This window comes from Campylobacter gracilis (genome assembly GCF_001190745.1).
GTDB lineage: Bacteria > Campylobacterota > Campylobacteria > Campylobacterales > Campylobacteraceae > Campylobacter_B > Campylobacter_B gracilis.
In genome coordinates, this window is sequence record NZ_CP012196.1 from 1,559,811 (window position 1) to 1,576,995 (window position 17,185).

Here is a 17,185-nt window from a genome sequence, read left to right on the forward strand (position 1 = left end):
CAATTACCGCGCGCAAAAGCGTGCCGATCGTTAAATTTATCTTTCGATCAAGCGCTTAATACCCGGCAAAAGCTCGCCGGACGCCTTGCAAATCCTGCTTCGCAGCACGCTAAAATCGCCGCAGTAATCGCCCAGAAGCTGCAAAATGTCGTCTCTGATAGCTTGCGAGCGCTCGGTTAAAAGCAGCTCCTGCAAAAGGGCGAAAATTTCGCTCTCATGCGCCAGCGTGCAGCCGTAGTAGGGATCAAGGTAATAATCCAGGCAAAATAGAAGCGAGGCTTTTTCGACCTCGTCATCACCTCGCAAAACGGTAGCAATGCCCTCTACACCGCCCTCCGCTATGGCTTTGTGCCTAGCCTCGTAATACACCGTGCGCGTCAAATTTTCCCTTTTGCACGCCGCTTATTCGGCCTTAGCCGCATCCCACGCGAGAATCGTCTTACCCTCAGTGTCGGTAGCCACGTCGCCCATGCCCATGATGTTGTAGCCGCAGTCGACGTAGTGTACCTCGCCGGTCACGCCACTAGCAAGGTCGCTGAGCAGATACATCGCGCTTTTGCCGACGTCTTGCGTCGTGACGTTGCGTTTTAGCGGCGCGTTGATCTCGTTGTAGCGCAAAATCATCCTAAAGTCGCCGATTCCGCTTGCGGCAAGCGTTTTGATCGGGCCTGCGCTGATAGCATTTACGCGGATACCGCGCGCGCCAAGATCGTGAGCGAGATAGCGCACGGAACTTTCAAGAGCCGCTTTTGCAACACCCATAACGTTGTAGTGAGGCACGAATTTCGGCCCTCCGAGGTAGGTTAGCGTGAGCACCGAGCCACCCTCTTTTAGCACCGGTAGCACCGCGCGCGTGAGGCTTAGTAGCGAATACACGCTCGTGCCCATCGCGATATCAAAGGCTTCTTTTGTAGTATTCACAAACTCGCCCTCTAGCGCTTCTTTTGGCGCGTAGGCTACCGCGTGCACGACGAAATCAATCTCGCCAAGGTCTGCTTTGATACGATCCGCAAGACCGTCAAGGTGAGCTTGGTTATTTACGTCGAGCTCATAGACGAATTTGCTCCCAAACTCCTCAGCGATCGGCTCTACGCGTTTTTTCAGCGCGTCGTTTAGGTAGGTAAACGCCATCTGTGCACCCTGGGCGTGACAAGCTTCGGCGATGCCGTAAGCGATAGATTTGGCGTTAGCGACGCCGACGATGAGGCCTTTTTTGCCTTTTAAAATCATTATTTCTCCTTTAAAATTTGCTTGACTTTTGAGTGCTTTTTGGCGATTTTGTTAAAATTTTGCTCGGCAGACCATCCGTCTAGCCTACGCAAAATTTTAACTGCAAAACCCCAAAAATCATCTCAAAATCCTTCGCAATTTGACTTAAAATTCTATAAAATTAAAATTCGCAAAAGCTTGCGAAACGCCAAATTTTAAACGCAATTCGATAGCGGCAGTATCGCGAAGCTAGACTAGGCGACTTAAAATTTTGCGACGGGAGTTACCCTATTAGGTAATGACCGAGCAAAATTTTAAGGCAACGAAGTATAGCGATGCGAGACAACGCGTATAAGCTCCAAAAACTTCGACGCATCCCAGCTCGCCGTCCCCACTAATACTCCGGCACAGCTTGCTATGCCCGCTATCCCGCCGATATTTGCGACGTTTACGCTGCCTCCGTAAAGTAGCGGCGCAGAGCTTTTAGCGCGCAAGAAATTTAGCATCCTTTCGATCTGCTGGCACTGCGCGCTTCTGCCCGTGCCGATCGCCCAGACGGGCTCGTAGGCCAGTACTAAGCTCGGATATTTTAGATCGATACCCTCAAGCTGTGCCGCCACAAACTCCTCGCTACGATCTTGCGCAAATGCCGCCTCGTCTTCGCCGATACAAAAGACGATGCGCCAGCCACGTGCCGCAGCAAAACCGAATTTCTCTCTTATCAGCTCCGCGCTCTCGCCCAAAATAGCGCGCCGCTCGCTGTGTCCGATAAGAACGGTTTTGATGTCGAATTCCGCAAGCATATCGCCGCCGACCTCGCCCGTAAAGCTGCCGTGCGCGGCGGGATAGAAATTTTGTGCGCCTTGGGTGAAATTTTTCACCTTCGCGCAAAATGCGCTAGCAGGAGGAAAAACCAAAATTTCATCCTCGCGCGAAATTCCGCCCGCTAAGCCTTCATCTAAAGCTTTAGCATACCGCTCAAAGCTAGCGCGAGTATGGTTGCATTTAAGATTTGCTGCCAGTATCATCGCAGCTCCGTTTTAGCAGTAAGCACTCGCACGCCCGGCAGCTCCTTGCCTTCGATGAGTTCTAAGCTCGCGCCGCCTCCGGTAGAAATAAAAGTCATATCATCAGCGTTGCCCGCGCGTTCGACGACATCTGCAGTATCACCGCCGCCCACTACGGTTGTGGCGTCGCTATCTGCGATCGTGTGCGATATATGCAGACTACCGCGAGCGAATTTATCGATCTCAAAAACTCCCATCGGTCCGTTCCACCAGATCGTTTGCGCATCGTCTAGGGCTTCTTTAAAAAGCGCTACGGTTGCAGGTCCGATATCTAGCCCCATCCAATCGCTTGGAATTTCTTGGACGGTAACCTTTTTTGTAACGGCATCTTGCGAGCATTGCGGAGCTGCGACGGCATCGACGGGGATGTAAATTTTAACCCCAAGCTCGCGAGCATTGCGGAGAATATTTTTTGCTTCCTCGATTAGATCCTCTTCGAGCAAAGATTTGCCGATGTCATATCCGACGGCTTTTAAAAAGGTAAATGCCATGCCGCCTCCGATGATGAGCTTATCGACTTTAGGAAGTAAATTTTTAAGCGCCTGAAGCTTGCCGCTTACTTTGCTGCCGCCCGTTACGGCTACAAAAGGACGCGCAGGATCTTTAATAAGGTCTTTGGCAAATTTTATCTCTTTTAGCAGCAAAAATCCCGCCGCCTTGTGCGCCTCATCGTAGAATTTCGTAATCGCCTCTACCGAAGCATGCGCGCGGTGGCATACGCCAAAAGCGTCGTTGATATAAAATTCCGCGTAGCTTGCGAGCCTCTTAGCTAATGCTTCGTCGTTTTTGCTCTCGCCCTTTTCAAAGCGCAGATTATCTAGCAAAAGCACTTCGCCCTTTTTAAGCGAATTTACCGCAGCTCCTGCCTCCTCGCCCGCGACGTCGGAGACAAATTTTATCTCGCGCTCCAAAAGCCTAGATAGCCTCTTTACCACAGGCTTTAGGCTAAGTCTTTCTTCGTATCCGTTTTTCGGGCGTCCTAAGTGGCTGGCTAAAATTACCGCGCAGCCCTCGTCTAAGCAATATTTGATAGTAGGGATAGACGAACGGATGCGACGATCGTCCGTAATATTGCAAAACTCATCCATCGGCACGTTAAAATCACACCTGATAAAAACGCGCGCGCCGTCTTTAAATTTCAAATCTTTAATCGAAAGAATTTCGCCCATCTTATTTCCTTCTTTTTGCCGCATATAGGGCTAAATCGATGAGGCGCTCGCTATATCCCCACTCGTTGTCGTACCAGCTCATCACTTTTATCAGATTGCCGTCAATTACCTGCGTGCAGTCGCTAGCTACGATGCTGGAGTATTCTGAAGTACAAAAATCGCTGCTAACGCGACTATCGTCGTCTACGAGCAAAATTCCTTTCATCTCTTTAGAGGCATAGCGGCGGAAAATTTCATTTAGCTCCTCAGCACTCGTCTGTTTACGCGTTAGCACCGTTAGATCAACCATCGAAACGTTAGCCACCGGCACGCGCACCGATTGTCCGTGCATCTTACCGCTTAGCTGCGGAAGTACCTTACTAATCGCTTTTGCCGCACCCGTCGTGGTCGGAGCGATATTAAGAGCCGCGGCGCGTGAACGGCGAAAATCCTTGGCTTTTACATCGACTAGACTCTGTCCATGTGTATAGGCGTGAATCGTCGTCATCAGACCCTTTTCGATACCAAGCTCATCGTCTAAAATTTTTGCAATCGGAGCCAGGCCGTTAGTGGTGCAGCTAGCGTTTGAGATGACGCGCTGTCCTGCATAAGCGCCCTCATTAACGCCGATTACGAAAGTAGGCGTATCATCCTTGGCAGGCGCGCTCATTACGACTACGCCGATACCGTTATCTATGAACGGCTTACATTTTTCGCTCGTTAAAAACGCACCAGTACATTCAAGCACAGCTTCTGCACCATCGCCTGCAAAATCAAGCTCCGCAGGCTCTCTGGTGGAATAGACGCGGATCTTTTTGCCGTCTACGGCTATGCATTCGTCGCTTAGAATTTCTACTTTTTTACGAAATTCGCCGTGAACCGTGTCGTATTGAAGCAGGTATCTCGTAAGCTCGCGCTTAGCGGTATCGTTGATCGCCACAAGCTCCACATCGTCCCTGCTTAGCGCAATTCTAGCCGCGCACCTACCGATCCTTCCAAAGCCGTTAATTGCGATTTTTACTGCCATAAGGTTCTCCTTATTTGGGATGTTTTCAGCTGGAATTTTACTAAATTTGGGTTAATCTTTGATTAAATAAAAAGTCGCGAAATCTAGGATTTACTTTTTGGCTATATAATTCGCGAACTTTTTTTAAAGGAGAAAAAATGAGACGAATTGTATTATCGTCATTAGCGGCAATCGCGATTTTAAGCGGATGCAACCAACCTAAGGCCGATACGGCTCCGCAGCAAAAGCAAGAGTCCGTAGCGCACACGATCGTATTTCTACTCGGAGATACCGGAGATAAGCGCATCAGCCTTAGCTCGAACGATATGTTCGCAACGGGCGTGTTAACCGATGAAAAGGGTAAAAAGCATAATCTCAAACGCGCGGCTTCCGCAAGCGGTATAATGCTTACGAACGCCGAAGGCATCGAGCTTCTTTTCAAACGCGGAGAGGGAGTGTATACACCGGGAAAAGGCAAGAAGGATATTCCGGTAACCTATACCGAGCACGAGCACAAAAGCGGCGAAATGATGTAGCCGCGGCGGGGTTAAATTTAAGCGCCCGCAAAAGCGAATTAAATTTAACCCCTCGTTTCTAATTTCGACTTCTTTATCCATAGCAAAAATTTAGCCCTCGTTTCGACCTCTTTGATCTGCGCTTTACCAGCGATTTTTTGATCTTCAACCGAATTTCACTTCAAATTCGCTAAACTGCGACGAAATTTTAGCAGACCGGTGCAAATACGGTGTAAAACAGATTATTTAGCGAGATTGCCGCATGGATAGCATTAAATTTTACCTAAACGATTACGAAATTGAGGGCGAAAGCTTTACCGAAGTCGTCGTTGCGATAAACGGCGAGCCCCTGCTTGAACTGATTAAGAGGCGCGAGCAAAGCTTTGCGGCGAAAGAGGGGCAAGCTAGCATCGCGGGAGGCTACGCCTACTTAAGTTTGATCGATTTTGAGGAGTTATTTTTACGTGCGGCACTTGAGGCCGATCTGGCGCAAGATGAGCGGGATGTCGTGCTACTAGGCTGTCCGTGCGGGATCTGGGACTGCTGGTATCTCGCGCTTAAGATTAAATTTGAAACAGAGACGGTTAAGCTTTACGAGTTTAAAAACCTGCGCCGCAAAGATTGGCAGTATGGGCTTGAGTTTAAATTTGACCGCGTGAGCTTTGTGAGCGAAATTTCCAAAATCGCCTCTTTTAATAAGCTCTAAAATTCAGTAAATTTTAACGGCGCGCTCGAAACTGTGCCGAAACAAACCTATCTTTGCCTCGGCAAAATTTAGCTTTGAAACGACATGGCTGTCGCGCGAGCTCATAAGATTAAAATTTTCGCCTCGCCGCTGCGCAAAACATCCAGCAAAATATCATAAAATTTGCCCAGCCTTAGCTTTAAAATTCCGCCCCTTTTAATGACGACTAAGATCCGTCCGCCTCGCTCGCCCAGCGCGTCGTAGAGCGCGTCTAAATTTGCGACGTATTCGGGCTTAAAATCTAGCGCTACGGCAAACAGTGCGAAAATTTGATCTTTGCGCCTAATCTTTGCGCCGTCGATGATGATCTTTGCGGTGCTGCGCGTTTTAAAATTTAAACTCATTGCACGCGCTCGAAGCTTTCGTAATGATCGGCGGTGTAGAAGATCAGCCCGTCGTTTGAAAATATCAGCCGCTTTGCGCCGCGCGGGCCGCCGCGATACTCGATGTCGCATTCGCGCCAAATCCGCCCCTTTTTATCAGGTAGCCTGCGCTCGAAATTGCCGAAGCGATCGCCGCCGATGCTCTTGCCGCGCGCGTATCGCCACAGATCACCGCCCTGCCAGCCAAGCTCACCGGCCTGCTTTTTCGTGATAAAATTTTGCGGCAAAGTGCCAGTACGGCGGATATGAGCGCTCACGCACTCCCTGCTTATGCAGGGCTCATCCGCGAGCTGATTTTTAGAATTTGCGGCGGGATTTTGCGAGTTTGAAGCTTCATAATCTGCGCTGCGCCGCCTGTGAGCGTCCGCCTCATTTTTAGGATTTGTCACGGTAGGCTCGTTTTCTCGCGGATGAGATTTTAAATCTCCTAGGTCTACCCCGCCGTCTGCGCTTCCTGCGCCGCGCTCATCTTTTGCGTCGGCGCCGCTTGCAGGATTTTGTGAGCTTGAAATTTTACGATCGGTGCCGCTTTTTGAATTTTGCGCGCCGCTTTTACGAGAAGCGGTATCCAGGGTTTTGGAGGTAAAAACCCGCTCATCTTTAGACGCGGGGCTGCGCGAATTGGAGATAAAATTTAACGCCAAAAGAAGTGCTGCAAAAATTGCGAGCGGGATCAGCTTTTTTGCCACCGCTAGCCTCTTTTGCGGGTCGCGAAGCGAAAATAGAGCACGATCGCCGCTACTATCGCGCCTAAAGCCAGCGGAGCAATCCACGGCGCGTCCTTGACATGCGCATAGAGCTCACGCACGAAATCGCCCGCGTAGTAGCTCAGTAGCCCCACCACAAGCGCCCAAATGAGCGAGCTTACGGCATTGATGAGGCTAAATTTTAAAAACGAATATTTTGTAATGCCGATCGCGATCGGCACGAGGGTTTTGAGGCCATAGATAAATTTTTTGATTAAAATTATGCGGTCGCCGTATTTACGAAACAAAATCTGCGCCAGAGCGAGGTTGCGGCGCTGTTTGCGCAGATAGGGCATGATCTCTTTTTTATTGTAGCGGCTTACTAAAAATAGCCCCGAATCGCCTATAAAGTTCGATATGCAGGCGATTACGATGCATAAGACGATATTGAGCTCGCCGGCCGAGCTTAGCACGCCCGCTGCCGCAAGCGCCAAAAATCCTCCGCCCAGAGAATACAAAAACAGTATCAAATACCCCCACGTATGGAGGTTTGCAAACATCGATTCCATCGAATCCTTTCATTAGATCGTATAAAATTCTATAAATTTTAACTAAAGCAGCTTTAAAATTCGGCGCGAAAATTTCACTATAACGTCCCACGACGCTACTTGATTTTGCTGCGACATTAAATTTAAAATTCCCCGCAGCCGTCGCGAAATATAAAATTTTGCCGCAAAATATTAAGCAAAATTCTAAAATAAAATTTCTAGACATCAAGTAAAATCACCGCAAAATTTAGCGGTAAAATTTTGCAATTCTAAATTTAATTACAAAATTTCGACTTCTTTAGAATTCAAAGTAACTTGCGAATTACGAAGGATTTACGCGATATCCTCAAATGCCTCCCACCCCGCGAATTGCAATAAAATTACGCACCCAGGTCTATTATTCTGCAGAAATTACGCGAGCAAAATTCCAAGCCGCTAATAAAACGCTCATAAAGCAGGAATTTTTCGCTAATCTATGCGCCTTAGCATTTCTAGCTAAATTTTACTCATCTGCGCCGATTACTCGCATCAAAAGTGCATAGCCCTCGGTATTTGGATCAAAAGCACGGTCATTTTTGGTCTCCAGCACCGAGCCGCCCAGGCTCACGCCCGCAAACAGCCCGCCCTTGTTCGTAAAGACGTACATATCCTGATTTAACACGTCTATGGCGCCCGAGTCCGCGCTGTAATTGCCGGCGACCGCCGTCGCATCGCCCGAGAGCGTGATTTGGGAATTTCGCATTTTTTGGATCACATCATCATGCATTACGAAAATAACTAGATAATTATCCTCGTAGCCAATCTGAAGCCCCACGCTGGCGCTGCTGATCTCAGCGCCGCTTACGCTATGCGCGCCGTCGTTATTGTAGATGATGATCCCCTCGCCATACATTCCGCCTATGATGAAGCCTAGCTTCTTGACGCTCGGAAATATCACTATCGCGCGGGCTTGCTGCGCTAGGTATTTGTATTGCGCATTCGTGCGCATCACCGACGAATAAGCGCTCGCACTATCAATGATGAGCTCATCCTCGGCAAACGCCGCGCTAAAAAGCAAAAATAAAGCGATTATAAATTTTTTCATTTCATACTCCTTATTTGGCTATCTCGACCGCGCGAAGCTCGCGTATGACGTTAACCTTGATCTCGCCCGGGAATTGGACCTTATCTTGGATCTCCGAGGCGATCTCTTTAGCGACCAAAACCGCCTCATCGTCGTTCATAAGCTTAGCGTTTGCTATGACGCGGATCTCGCGGCCTGCGTTGATCGCATAGGCTTGTTTGACGCCCGTTTTACTCATCGCAATCGCTTCGATGTCGCTAACGCGCTTTAGATAGCTCTCTAGCACCTCTCGTCTAGCGCCCGGGCGCGCGGCGCTTAGCGCGTCCGCGGCACAGACTGCGGCGCTTTCTACGCTGGTAGCCTCCTCGTGGCCGTGGTGGGCGTAGATAGCGTTTATCACCACCGGATGCTCTTTGTAGCGGCGGCAAACCTCGGCGCCCAGATCCACGTGCGAACCCTCGTATTCGTGAGTTAGCGCCTTGCCGATATCGTGAAGTAGGCCCGCTCGCTTGGCTAGCTTTTGATCTCCGCCCGTTTCTGCGGCGATGATGCCCGCGAGATGTGCGACCTCAAGGCTATGCGCAAGGGCGTTCTGTCCGTAGCTGGCGCGAAATTTAAGCTTACCGATGAGTTTTAAAATTTCAGGATGAATTTTGCTAAGGCCTAGATCCATTACGATATTTTCGCCCTCTTCGGCGATGCTAGCTTCAAATTCATCACTTACTTTTTTGTAGATATCCTCGATGCGCGCAGGTTGAATTCTGCCGTCCTCGATAAGCGTTTCGATGACGCGAACGGCGATGGCACGGCGGTAGAGATTGTGAGAGCTTACGATAATCGCATTTGGGGTATCGTCGATGATGACGTCCACGCCCAGGGTCATCTCAAGCGCCTTTATGTTACGCCCCTCTTTACCGATGATGCGGCCTTTAAGCTCGTCATTTTTGATATTTACGACATTGATAAGTCGCTCTGCCGCAAATTCGCCCGCAAAGCGCGACGTAGCCTGTGCCAAAATATAATTCGCCTTTTTTCGCGCCTCTTTTTTGGCTTCCTCTTCATATTTTCGCACGATGTGAGCGATGTCGGTGCGGCTTTGCTCCTCAACCTTTTTAAGTACCTGCGCGCGCGCTTCATCCTGCGTAAAGCCCGCCACGCGCTCCAAAACTTTAAGCGCTTCGGCTAGCTTCTCTTCATAGCTTTTCTTTAAATTTGAGCCCTCTTCGTAGAGGAATTTCGCCTCTTTTTTGGCGCTTTCGAGCTCTTTTTTGCTGTCTTTTAAAATTTCTTGCTCGGTTAGAAGCGCGTGCTCCTTTTTGCCGAGCTCGTCAAATTTAACGTTAAATTCCTTCTGCAGTTTGCTTGCCTTATCTTCGTATTTTTTCTTAGCTTCAAACTCCGCTTCCTGCACCGAAATTTTAGAATTTCGCAAGATGCCCTCAGCTTCAAATTCTATCGCTTTGGCTTTAGCTTTGGCTTGTTCGACGAAGAAATCGTAATTGGCGTTATTAATCTTTCTAGCTACTAAGTATCCTATGCCAGCGCCCACCGCAAGAGCGCACAAGGCGATTAAAATCTCTATCATACTTTCCTCTTTTTAGGTAATTTTGGCTCGGAGTTATGTAAAAATCGCCCTTTACGTCGTGATCAAGCGATAAAATTTCGCTGCAAAAGCAGTCTTTTATACTCACGAACGCGATTGCGGGCTTAAGCTTCAGACCTGAAAAAAACATATCGTAAAATCCTTTCCCATGTCCTATTCTAGCCATTGCGCCATCCACTCCGATAGCTGGAACCACGGCTAGATCGACCTTTTTAAAATACCCGTTTTGCGGAAGCGTCTGTCGCAATCCAAAGCGCGAAATTTTAAAAGGCTGGCGCAATCTTACCATTTTTAAACTAATATCCACCATAAACGGAACGTAAAATTCGCAGCTTTTTGATAGCTTTTTTCTTAAAATCAAAACGTTCGGCTCGTAACTCATCGGCAAAAATATTAAAATTTTACGCGCTTTTAAAAATTTTATCAGCCGCTCAAGCCGCCATAAAAGTGCGTAATGCTCGCATCTAGCCGCTCGCGCGGTGTGAGATTTTAGACGCGATTTGCAAATTGCTCTAAATTCATTCTTTTGCATAGCTTAAGCCTTTTATAAAATTTTAACGCTTATTTTAGCTAGTTTTTGTATAATCTTGCGATTAAATTTTAAGGTTTATTATGAAATTTCGTTTTTTTCTAGCGCTTTTTACGGCTGTTTTATTTCTTACGGGTTGCGGCGATGATGAGGATAAAAAATCAAGCGATACCCCGACCGAGGCCAACACCACGCAGCCGCAGTCCGAAACCGAAGCCGTAATCCAGGTCGATTATACCGCTCCTTTTACACTTCAGCTAAGTAACGGCAAAATTTTAAATATGCAAAAGACAAAGCAGGGTTTTCGAATCGATAATAACTCCACCGTGACGCTATTTGCGTTTTTTACGCCGTGGTGCGACGCCTGCGCCGTGCAGGTAAGCGCACTAAATGCCGCCAAACAAGCCTACTCCGGCAAGCTTGACATAATCGGCGTAATGATCGGTGATGCGAGCTTAGACGATGCAAAAAATTACGCAAGCGCACACGAGGTAAATTATGCGATCGCTTACGGCGAAGGAACGGACTTTTTTACAAAGGCGCTAGGCGGCATAAACGAAGTGCCGTATATGGCGATATACGACGAAAAAGGCGAGTTTAGCGCGCAGTATTTCGGGCTGATGCCGGAAGAAATTTTAATGACCGAATTGGAGAAAATTTTCTGATGTTCGAATTTTTTAAAAAAGGGCTTAGCAAGACCATAGATGCGATGCGAGGGGCAAAGAGCGAAGATAAAATTTCAAAAGAAATTTTAGAAGAGATGCTGCTTGAAGCCGACGTAGGCTACGAGCTTGTAGAAGAGATTTTAGAAAAACTGCCCGCAAAAAAGCTAGTCGCAAAAGATGATCTCAAGGGCGTTTTGAAGAACTATTTCGATTACGAGATCGCTAAAGCCGCAGATGAGAAGCCGTTCGTAGAGCTCATCATCGGCGTAAACGGCGCAGGCAAAACTACGACGACCGCAAAGCTTGCAAATTTATATAAAAATAGCGGCCAGAGCGTGATTTTAGGCGCATGCGACACCTTTCGCGCAGGCGCGGTCGAACAATTAAAAAAATGGGCGCAAATTCTAAATTTGCCGATCGTAGCTACCGCGCAGGGGCACGATCCCGCTGCCGTGGCGTTTGACACCGTAAGCTCAGCAAGTGCAAAAAATATCGATCGCGTCCTGATCGACACCGCAGGACGCTTGCAAAACCAGAAAAATTTAGCCGCGGAGTTAGAGAAGATTGTGCGCATCTGCGACCGCGCAAAAAGCGGCGCACCGCACCGAAAGATCATCGTTCTAGACGCCACTCAGGGCAATCACAGCGTCGCGCAAGCTAGGGCATTCAACGAGATCGTAAGGCTCGATGGCATCATCATCACGAAGCTCGACGGCACGCCCAAAGGCGGCGCACTTTTCGCCATAGCGCGCGAGCTGCGGCTGCCGATACTTTTCGTCGGCGTGGGCGAGCGAATGGAGGATTTGGCGGAATTTAACTCGGATCAGTTCGTGGATACGCTAGCAGACGGAATTTACGCTTAGGGTTAGTTTTTAAGCCGTAAATTTTAAAATTTATAATTCCCGACTGCTCTACTTCGCAGCCGCTCGTAATTTCATTTATGTGATTTTAAAACGACCCTGCGCCCGCTTCCAGCGATAACCGCAGCATTTAAAGTGGCGGTTCTTCGATAGAAATTTTAAATTCTACGCGCTCTAGGTAATTTTAATAGTAGTATAAAATTTAAAACCATTCGCTTTGGCATTTTAGTGCTCGCCGTTTAGATAGAATTTTAAAGATCACGTTCATTCTTAGACAGCCTCTGAAATCGCCGTCGAATTAAAATTTTTAAATTTCGCGCCGTATTATTCTGCTACGCGCCCGCCTGAAACACCGCGTGATAAAATCTCATCTCTTAAAAATCCAATCGTATCGGATTAATCTTAAAAACCGGCAAAAATGTGTTTGCACACTAAAAAATCCCGCCTCCGAGTTACGCGCCGCACCAAACCGTAGCGTATGTAGAGACGGTCGCACGACGTATCTGCGATAAGAGACCTGCTGGCCGCGCATACGGCACAAAGCAGGTGCCTGAATTATAGAAATTCGGTAAAATTTCAAAAGCAAGGCTACGCAAACAAAGCTACATGAATAAATCGATGTAGAAAAAAAGGAAAGCAAAAGCCGAACCGCAAGGGATTCGGCAGAATTTTAAGCTGAAATTTAGAAGCTATCGTCTCGTTTTTCAAAGATCAGATGTAGCACATAGGCCACGGCGAAGGTCACGGTGCTAGGCACGATCCAGCCGAGCATCGAGTCGTAAAACGGCATTTTCTTTACGATAAACGTAACAAGCGGCGCCGAAATCCCCAAAATATCAAGCCCATTTATGACGCCCTCGACTACGCAGACATAGACGCAGGCGCGGTAAATCAGCTTGCTTGAATCGATCCACGGGTTGATCAGCGAGAGGATTATCAGCATGATCGAGATCGGATAGATGGCGACGAGGACCGGGATGGAACCTTTGATGATGGTCGTAAGGCCGAAATTTGCGACTCCAAAGCCAATCACGCACCAAGCGATCGCCCAGGTTTTGTATTTAATCTTGCCTTTCGTAAGCTCTTCAAAGTATTCGCTAGCTGAGCTTATAAGACCTAGAGTCGTGGTTAAGCACGCTAGGAAAAATGCGCTGCCTAGGATCACGACGCCAACTCTTCCGAAGTAATGATCGCTTACTCGCGACAGAAGCTCCGCTCCGTTGATATTCGGCGTATCTTTGAAAAGCTCCGCGGAGGTCGCGCCCAGATAGCCCAGCATAAAATATATCGTCATCAATATGACGCCCGACATCATTCCCGCTTTTATCGTAGAGGTGACGAGATGCTTCTCGTCGCTAACGCCGGTTGCTTTAATGGCGTTAATTACGATGATGCCGAATGCCAGCGACGCAAGCGCATCCATAGTCTGATAGCCCTCTACGAAGCCCTTTGCTGCGGCATGATCAACATACTCGCCGCTAGGAGCGACGAAACTTCCGATCGGAAACAAAAATCCCGCGCCGAAAAGCAGCAAAATAAGCGCTAAAAGTATCGGCGTAAGGTATTTTCCTAGTAGATCGACGAGCTTTGAAGGGTTCATACAGATGTAATAGTTCAGCGCAAAATATGCCGCAGAATAAACAAATAGCCAAATTTGAAGGCGCTCTTCCGCAATAAAAGGCTTAATCGCGATATCAAAAGGCATATTCGCCGCGCGCGGTATCGCAAAAAGAGGCCCGATAGTAAGATACAAAAGCGCGGTAAAAACGATCGCAAACACGGGATCTATGCGGCGTACCAGGCTCTGAAGCCCCTTGGCGCGCGCGATGGCTGCGACGCCGAGTACCGGCAGAAGCACTGCCGTAGCGCAAAAAAACATTATTGCGATATAAAAATTCTGCCCGGATTCCCTACCAAGACCCGGCGGAAAAATAAAATTTCCCGCACCGAAAAACATCGCAAATAGCGTAAGCGATATCGTCAAAAACTGGCTTCTACTAAGCTTGCCCTTCATCTTAAACCTTCTTTAAATAAAGTGAAATTTGTATTATAGTTATAAATGTTTAAAACATATTTAAATTTAGCTCAAATTTAGCTGCAAATCCTCCCTCTCGTGATTTTTGATCCCGCAAGAAGTGCACGAGGCGGCTAAAATTTTAAAAATTTTAAGTATAATTTCGCAAAGCTTGGGGCTAAATTTAAGCGAAAATGAGCGAGGATAAAAATGGCAAAAGTTAAAACCACGATTTTTGAGTGTCAGCACTGCGGTAATCAGCAAAGCAGATGGCTCGGCAGATGCCCCGACTGCGGCGCATTCGATAGCTTCGTCGAGCTCAAGCCCGCTCAGATCAAAGCGCTAAAAGAGATCGAGGGCGAGCTTGCCCGCGCCTCGTCCGCAAGCGCCAAAGCGATCAGCGAGATACAGATCGAGCAAATTTCGCGCATCGACACCAAAGATAGCGAGCTAAATTTAGTCCTCGGAGGCGGCGTCGTGGAGGGCTCGCTCGTACTAATCGGCGGCAGCCCAGGCATCGGAAAATCCACACTACTGCTTAAGATCGCGGCAAATTTAGCAAGCGGCGGCCGCGCCGTACTTTACGTAAGCGGCGAAGAGAGCGCAAGCCAGATCAAAATGCGCGCGCAGCGGCTTGGCGCGATAAGCGAGCAGCTGTTTTTGCTCACCGAGATAAATCTGGGCGCCGTGCTTGAAGAGGTGGAGCGCAGGGATTATAAGTTTATCGTCATCGACAGCATCCAGACGCTTTTTAGCGACAAGGCCCCCTCCGCGCCGGGCTCGATCACGCAGGTGCGCGAGATCACCTTCGAGCTGATGCGACTTGCCAAAGCGCGCGGGATTTCGATCTTCATCATCGGCCACATCACCAAAGAAGGCTCAATCGCAGGCCCGCGCATATTAGAGCATATGGTGGACGTGGTGCTGTATTTCGAGGGCGATGCGAGCAAGCAGCTTAGAATTTTACGCGGTTTTAAAAACCGCTTCGGGGCTACGAGCGAGGTGGGGATTTTCGAGATGGGGCCGCACGGGCTCGTCAGTGCCAAGGACGTCGCGAGTAAATTTTTCACGCGCGGCAAGGCGGTAAGCGGCTCGGCGATCACGATCACGATGGAGGGCACGCGCGCGCTCGTCGTGGAGATCCAAGCGCTCGTGTGCGAGAGTGGCTATCCGAAGCGCAGCGCCACGGGCTTTGATAAAAATCGCCTCGATATGCTTCTGGCGCTGCTTGATCGCAAGCTTGAGATCGGGCTTGGCGGATACGACGTCTTCGTAAACGTAAGCGGCGGCGTAAAGATCACTGAAACGGCGTGCGATCTCGCCGTCGTCGCAGCGATAGTAAGTAGCTTCAAAAACCGCCCGATCAGCAAAGAGAGCGTCTTCATCGGCGAGGTGAGCCTAAACGGCGAGATCAGAGAGATCTTCAACCTCGATGCGCGCCTGAAAGAAGCCGCGATGCAGAAATTTAAAAACGCGATCGTCCCGATGAAGCCGCAAAACGCGCAGGGGCTTAAAATTTTTCACGCTACCGAGATCGCGCAAATTTTAGATTGGATGTGAGGCGGCGCGCTTCTTAGCTTCGGTTTAGTAGGGGGTGCGAATGGGCGAAAATGAGTTTTGAGCGGCAAAGGGTGCGTTGCTTTTGCATGGGCGCGGCAAAGAGCGCAAGTGCGCCGCTTTTTGCATGGCTCGCAAGCAAGCGCAAATGAGCTTGATCGCTAAGGCACGATTTTTTGAATTTCACGTATCGTAGCGGCTCAAAAATTCGTTTAAGCTTTAAAACGGCTCGGCGACGGTGCGGTTAAAATTTAATCATTCGCGCCGCATCCTAGTAAGCAAAATAGGCGCTTTGCGGCGTAAATTTTAAAATTTTGCCGCAATGCGGCGCAAAGCCGAGCGCGGCAGGTCTTTGCGTCGCGCAAAATTCTATCGCGGCGCACAGGACGTATCGCATAGGGCTAAGAACCGGTAAAATTTTAGCGGCGCCAAGCTCTCATGCGCGGGCGCGACGCGGATACCGCAAGCAAAGTATCGCGCGCCGAGCCGAATGAGCGCCGCCGTAGCACGTCGCAACCCGAAAAGGCTTGCTAGCGAGACGCTATGCAAGCCAAAGCGCGCAGGTCTGCCTCACGTAGCCAAAAGACAGAGTCTGAGAGGTGCAAGATAGCAACGCAGCGAGAGCGCGATGAAATTTTAATGCAGGCCGCATAAGCCGTCGGCAAAGCCTAATTCTACGGACAGGCTCCGCGGATAAAATTTCGCAAATTTAGCGCGGATAAAATTTCATAAAATTTAAACGGAAAGGTGCGTATGAGCCCAAACGTAATCGTCAAATTCGTCATTTTGTTTTTCATCAGAGCGCAAAGCTTAAACGTCAAATTTAGCAGGCTTGATGCCGTCGTATCGCGCGCGTACGCCAAATACGGGGTGCTGTTTAAGCTCAGCGTGCCGCTACTTGCCGTAGCATCGGTATTTGCGCTGTTTAACCTATACGATTTTGCCAAATCCAACTACGCGCTGACGATCTTTTTGCTCGCTTTGGGCTCGCCTCTGCTTACGTATAGCTTTTTTAAGGCGATAAAATCAGCGATGACATTCGCGTTATTTGTGATCCCCTTTGCGGCGGTGTTTGCGATCATCGCAGTGACGGGCGCACAGAAGCTTGATAACTCGCTAAATTTTAACATCGTCTTTCCGCTGTTTTTCACCATCGTGTGGTTTGCGATGTCGGTGATCGCCGATGAGGACGTGGCGCAGATCATGAATAAGATCGTATCGAAGCTCTCCACACTTTTCGTGACGATTTTCATCCTTTACAACTACGAGGCGCTACATGGGATTTTAACCGCAAGCTCGGGAGGGTATCGAGCGAGCGAGGATGAGCTAAGCGCGCTTGATCTGGTGTTTATGACGATTAGATTTTTTACGCTGCCTTCGATTTTTACGCTGATGATTTTTGAGATCAAGGATTATCTTTTTGCCAGATACGACGCGTTCGTACAGGCTCAGCAGGAGCGCATGGAGGATTTAAAAAATTCCAAGGGCTCAGAGTAAAATTTTAAAGTTTAATTCAATCTAATTTTGCGCGCCGTAAATGGTCGCAAATACCAAAGATTGCGACCGCCGTGTGCACGCTGGCTTAGG

The 17,185-nt window shown here is 48.7% G+C and carries 18 protein-coding genes; 6 read left to right on the plus strand and 12 right to left on the minus strand.

All coding sequences use genetic code 11. The features are described from left to right. Positions 1-36: 36 nt before the first annotated feature. The 5 genes from CGRAC_RS07730 to gap all read right to left on the minus strand — a co-directional run bounded on the left by CGRAC_RS07730 (position 37) and on the right by gap (position 4,451). Positions 37-381 carry a hypothetical protein gene (locus CGRAC_RS07730; protein WP_005873303.1) on the minus strand — a complete coding sequence of 115 codons (345 nt, stop codon included), beginning with the start codon at positions 379-381 and terminating at the stop codon, positions 37-39. Between the two features lie 21 nt (positions 382-402). Continuing rightward, positions 403-1,230 (minus strand): enoyl-ACP reductase FabI, encoded by an 828-nt coding sequence (gene fabI, locus CGRAC_RS07735; RefSeq protein WP_005873304.1) that lies wholly within the window; start codon positions 1,228-1,230, stop codon positions 403-405. Between the two features lie 293 nt (positions 1,231-1,523). Further along, the gene (locus CGRAC_RS07740) at positions 1,524-2,237 is read right to left on the minus strand and encodes a triose-phosphate isomerase (protein ID WP_005873306.1); all 714 of its coding nucleotides are present in this window, start codon (positions 2,235-2,237) and stop codon (positions 1,524-1,526) included. After that, positions 2,234-3,445, minus strand: coding sequence for a phosphoglycerate kinase (locus tag CGRAC_RS07745; protein ID WP_005873307.1), 1,212 nt, complete (start codon positions 3,443-3,445; stop codon positions 2,234-2,236). Before CGRAC_RS07745 ends, CGRAC_RS07740 begins: the two co-directional genes overlap by 4 nt. Before the next feature lies 1 nt (position 3,446). Continuing rightward, complete coding sequence (gene gap, locus CGRAC_RS07750) at positions 3,447-4,451, minus strand: type I glyceraldehyde-3-phosphate dehydrogenase (protein WP_005873308.1); 1,005 nt, start codon at positions 4,449-4,451, stop codon at positions 3,447-3,449. 137 nt (positions 4,452-4,588) lie between these two features. Between gap and CGRAC_RS07755 the strand changes: the two genes are divergently transcribed. Both CGRAC_RS07755 and CGRAC_RS07760 read left to right on the plus strand, forming a co-directional pair. Then, positions 4,589-4,966: a hypothetical protein gene (locus CGRAC_RS07755; RefSeq protein WP_005873309.1), complete on the plus strand. Its 378-nt coding sequence runs from the start codon at positions 4,589-4,591 to the stop codon at positions 4,964-4,966. A 241-nt stretch (positions 4,967-5,207) separates the two neighbouring features. Then, a complete protein-coding gene (locus CGRAC_RS07760) occupies positions 5,208-5,651 on the plus strand; it encodes a hypothetical protein (protein ID WP_005873310.1) in 444 nt (147 codons plus the stop codon). 101 nt (positions 5,652-5,752) lie between these two features. On the opposite strand, the gene CGRAC_RS07765 is transcribed toward CGRAC_RS07760, so the two are convergent. From CGRAC_RS07765 to CGRAC_RS07790, 6 genes are all read right to left on the minus strand, one after another. Then, a complete protein-coding gene (locus tag CGRAC_RS07765; RefSeq protein WP_005873311.1) occupies positions 5,753-6,034 on the minus strand; it encodes a barstar family protein in 282 nt (93 codons plus the stop codon). Then, entirely contained in the window at positions 6,031-6,846 is an 816-nt protein-coding gene (locus CGRAC_RS11575; RefSeq protein ID WP_227940492.1) for a ribonuclease domain-containing protein, read from the minus strand. The genes CGRAC_RS07765 and CGRAC_RS11575 overlap by 4 nt, the downstream gene beginning before the upstream one ends. Continuing rightward, positions 6,765-7,328, minus strand: a complete 564-nt coding sequence (locus CGRAC_RS07775) for a DedA family protein (protein ID WP_005873313.1) — start codon at positions 7,326-7,328, stop codon at positions 6,765-6,767. The genes CGRAC_RS11575 and CGRAC_RS07775 overlap by 82 nt, the downstream gene beginning before the upstream one ends. Positions 7,329-7,809: 481 nt before the next feature. Further along, positions 7,810-8,391, minus strand: a complete 582-nt coding sequence (locus tag CGRAC_RS07780) for a lipid-binding SYLF domain-containing protein (RefSeq protein ID WP_005873314.1) — start codon at positions 8,389-8,391, stop codon at positions 7,810-7,812. A gap of 10 nt (positions 8,392-8,401) precedes the next feature. Beyond that, on the minus strand, positions 8,402-9,955 hold the full coding sequence (gene rny, locus CGRAC_RS07785; RefSeq protein WP_040304494.1) for a ribonuclease Y: 1,554 nt from the start codon (positions 9,953-9,955) through the stop codon (positions 8,402-8,404). Next, a complete protein-coding gene (locus tag CGRAC_RS07790; protein WP_005873316.1) occupies positions 9,888-10,505 on the minus strand; it encodes a 5-formyltetrahydrofolate cyclo-ligase in 618 nt (205 codons plus the stop codon). Before CGRAC_RS07790 ends, rny begins: the two co-directional genes overlap by 68 nt. Before the next feature lie 80 nt (positions 10,506-10,585). Here CGRAC_RS07790 and CGRAC_RS07795 point away from each other — a divergent pair, with 80 nt between their 5' ends. Beyond that, the gene (locus CGRAC_RS07795; protein WP_005873317.1) at positions 10,586-11,167 is read left to right on the plus strand and encodes a TlpA family protein disulfide reductase; all 582 of its coding nucleotides are present in this window, start codon (positions 10,586-10,588) and stop codon (positions 11,165-11,167) included. Then, complete coding sequence (gene ftsY, locus CGRAC_RS07800) at positions 11,167-12,030, plus strand: signal recognition particle-docking protein FtsY (RefSeq protein WP_005873318.1); 864 nt, start codon at positions 11,167-11,169, stop codon at positions 12,028-12,030. The genes CGRAC_RS07795 and ftsY overlap by 1 nt, the downstream gene beginning before the upstream one ends. Before the next feature lie 679 nt (positions 12,031-12,709). Here ftsY and brnQ read toward each other — a convergent pair. Beyond that, complete coding sequence (brnQ, locus tag CGRAC_RS07805) at positions 12,710-14,041, minus strand: branched-chain amino acid transport system II carrier protein (protein WP_005873321.1); 1,332 nt, start codon at positions 14,039-14,041, stop codon at positions 12,710-12,712. A 210-nt stretch (positions 14,042-14,251) separates the two neighbouring features. On the opposite strand from brnQ, the gene radA reads away from it, so the two are divergent. Beyond that, the gene (gene radA / locus CGRAC_RS07810; RefSeq protein WP_005873323.1) at positions 14,252-15,601 is read left to right on the plus strand and encodes a DNA repair protein RadA; all 1,350 of its coding nucleotides are present in this window, start codon (positions 14,252-14,254) and stop codon (positions 15,599-15,601) included. A gap of 750 nt (positions 15,602-16,351) precedes the next feature. Further along, positions 16,352-17,095, plus strand: a complete 744-nt coding sequence (locus CGRAC_RS07815; RefSeq protein WP_005873329.1) for a hypothetical protein — start codon at positions 16,352-16,354, stop codon at positions 17,093-17,095. Positions 17,096-17,185: the final 90 nt, after the last annotated feature.

Coding starts and splice junctions, on each gene's coding strand:
- fabI (WP_005873304.1), bottom strand. CDS start 1,230: ATGATTTTAAAAGGCAAAAAAGGCCTCATCGTCGGCGTCGCTAACGCC.
- CGRAC_RS07740 (WP_005873306.1), bottom strand. CDS start 2,237: ATGATACTGGCAGCAAATCTTAAATGCAACCATACTCGCGCTAGCTTT.
- CGRAC_RS07745 (WP_005873307.1), bottom strand. CDS start 3,445: ATGGGCGAAATTCTTTCGATTAAAGATTTGAAATTTAAAGACGGCGCG.
- gap (WP_005873308.1), bottom strand. CDS start 4,451: ATGGCAGTAAAAATCGCAATTAACGGCTTTGGAAGGATCGGTAGGTGC.
- CGRAC_RS07755 (WP_005873309.1), top strand. CDS start 4,589: ATGAGACGAATTGTATTATCGTCATTAGCGGCAATCGCGATTTTAAGC.
- CGRAC_RS07760 (WP_005873310.1), top strand. CDS start 5,208: ATGGATAGCATTAAATTTTACCTAAACGATTACGAAATTGAGGGCGAA.
- CGRAC_RS07765 (WP_005873311.1), bottom strand. CDS start 6,034: ATGAGTTTAAATTTTAAAACGCGCAGCACCGCAAAGATCATCATCGAC.
- CGRAC_RS07775 (WP_005873313.1), bottom strand. CDS start 7,328: ATGGAATCGATGTTTGCAAACCTCCATACGTGGGGGTATTTGATACTG.
- CGRAC_RS07780 (WP_005873314.1), bottom strand. CDS start 8,391: ATGAAAAAATTTATAATCGCTTTATTTTTGCTTTTTAGCGCGGCGTTT.
- rny (WP_040304494.1), bottom strand. CDS start 9,955: ATGATAGAGATTTTAATCGCCTTGTGCGCTCTTGCGGTGGGCGCTGGC.
- CGRAC_RS07790 (WP_005873316.1), bottom strand. CDS start 10,505: ATGCAAAAGAATGAATTTAGAGCAATTTGCAAATCGCGTCTAAAATCT.
- CGRAC_RS07795 (WP_005873317.1), top strand. CDS start 10,586: ATGAAATTTCGTTTTTTTCTAGCGCTTTTTACGGCTGTTTTATTTCTT.
- ftsY (WP_005873318.1), top strand. CDS start 11,167: ATGTTCGAATTTTTTAAAAAAGGGCTTAGCAAGACCATAGATGCGATG.
- brnQ (WP_005873321.1), bottom strand. CDS start 14,041: ATGAAGGGCAAGCTTAGTAGAAGCCAGTTTTTGACGATATCGCTTACG.
- radA (WP_005873323.1), top strand. CDS start 14,252: ATGGCAAAAGTTAAAACCACGATTTTTGAGTGTCAGCACTGCGGTAAT.
- CGRAC_RS07815 (WP_005873329.1), top strand. CDS start 16,352: ATGAGCCCAAACGTAATCGTCAAATTCGTCATTTTGTTTTTCATCAGA.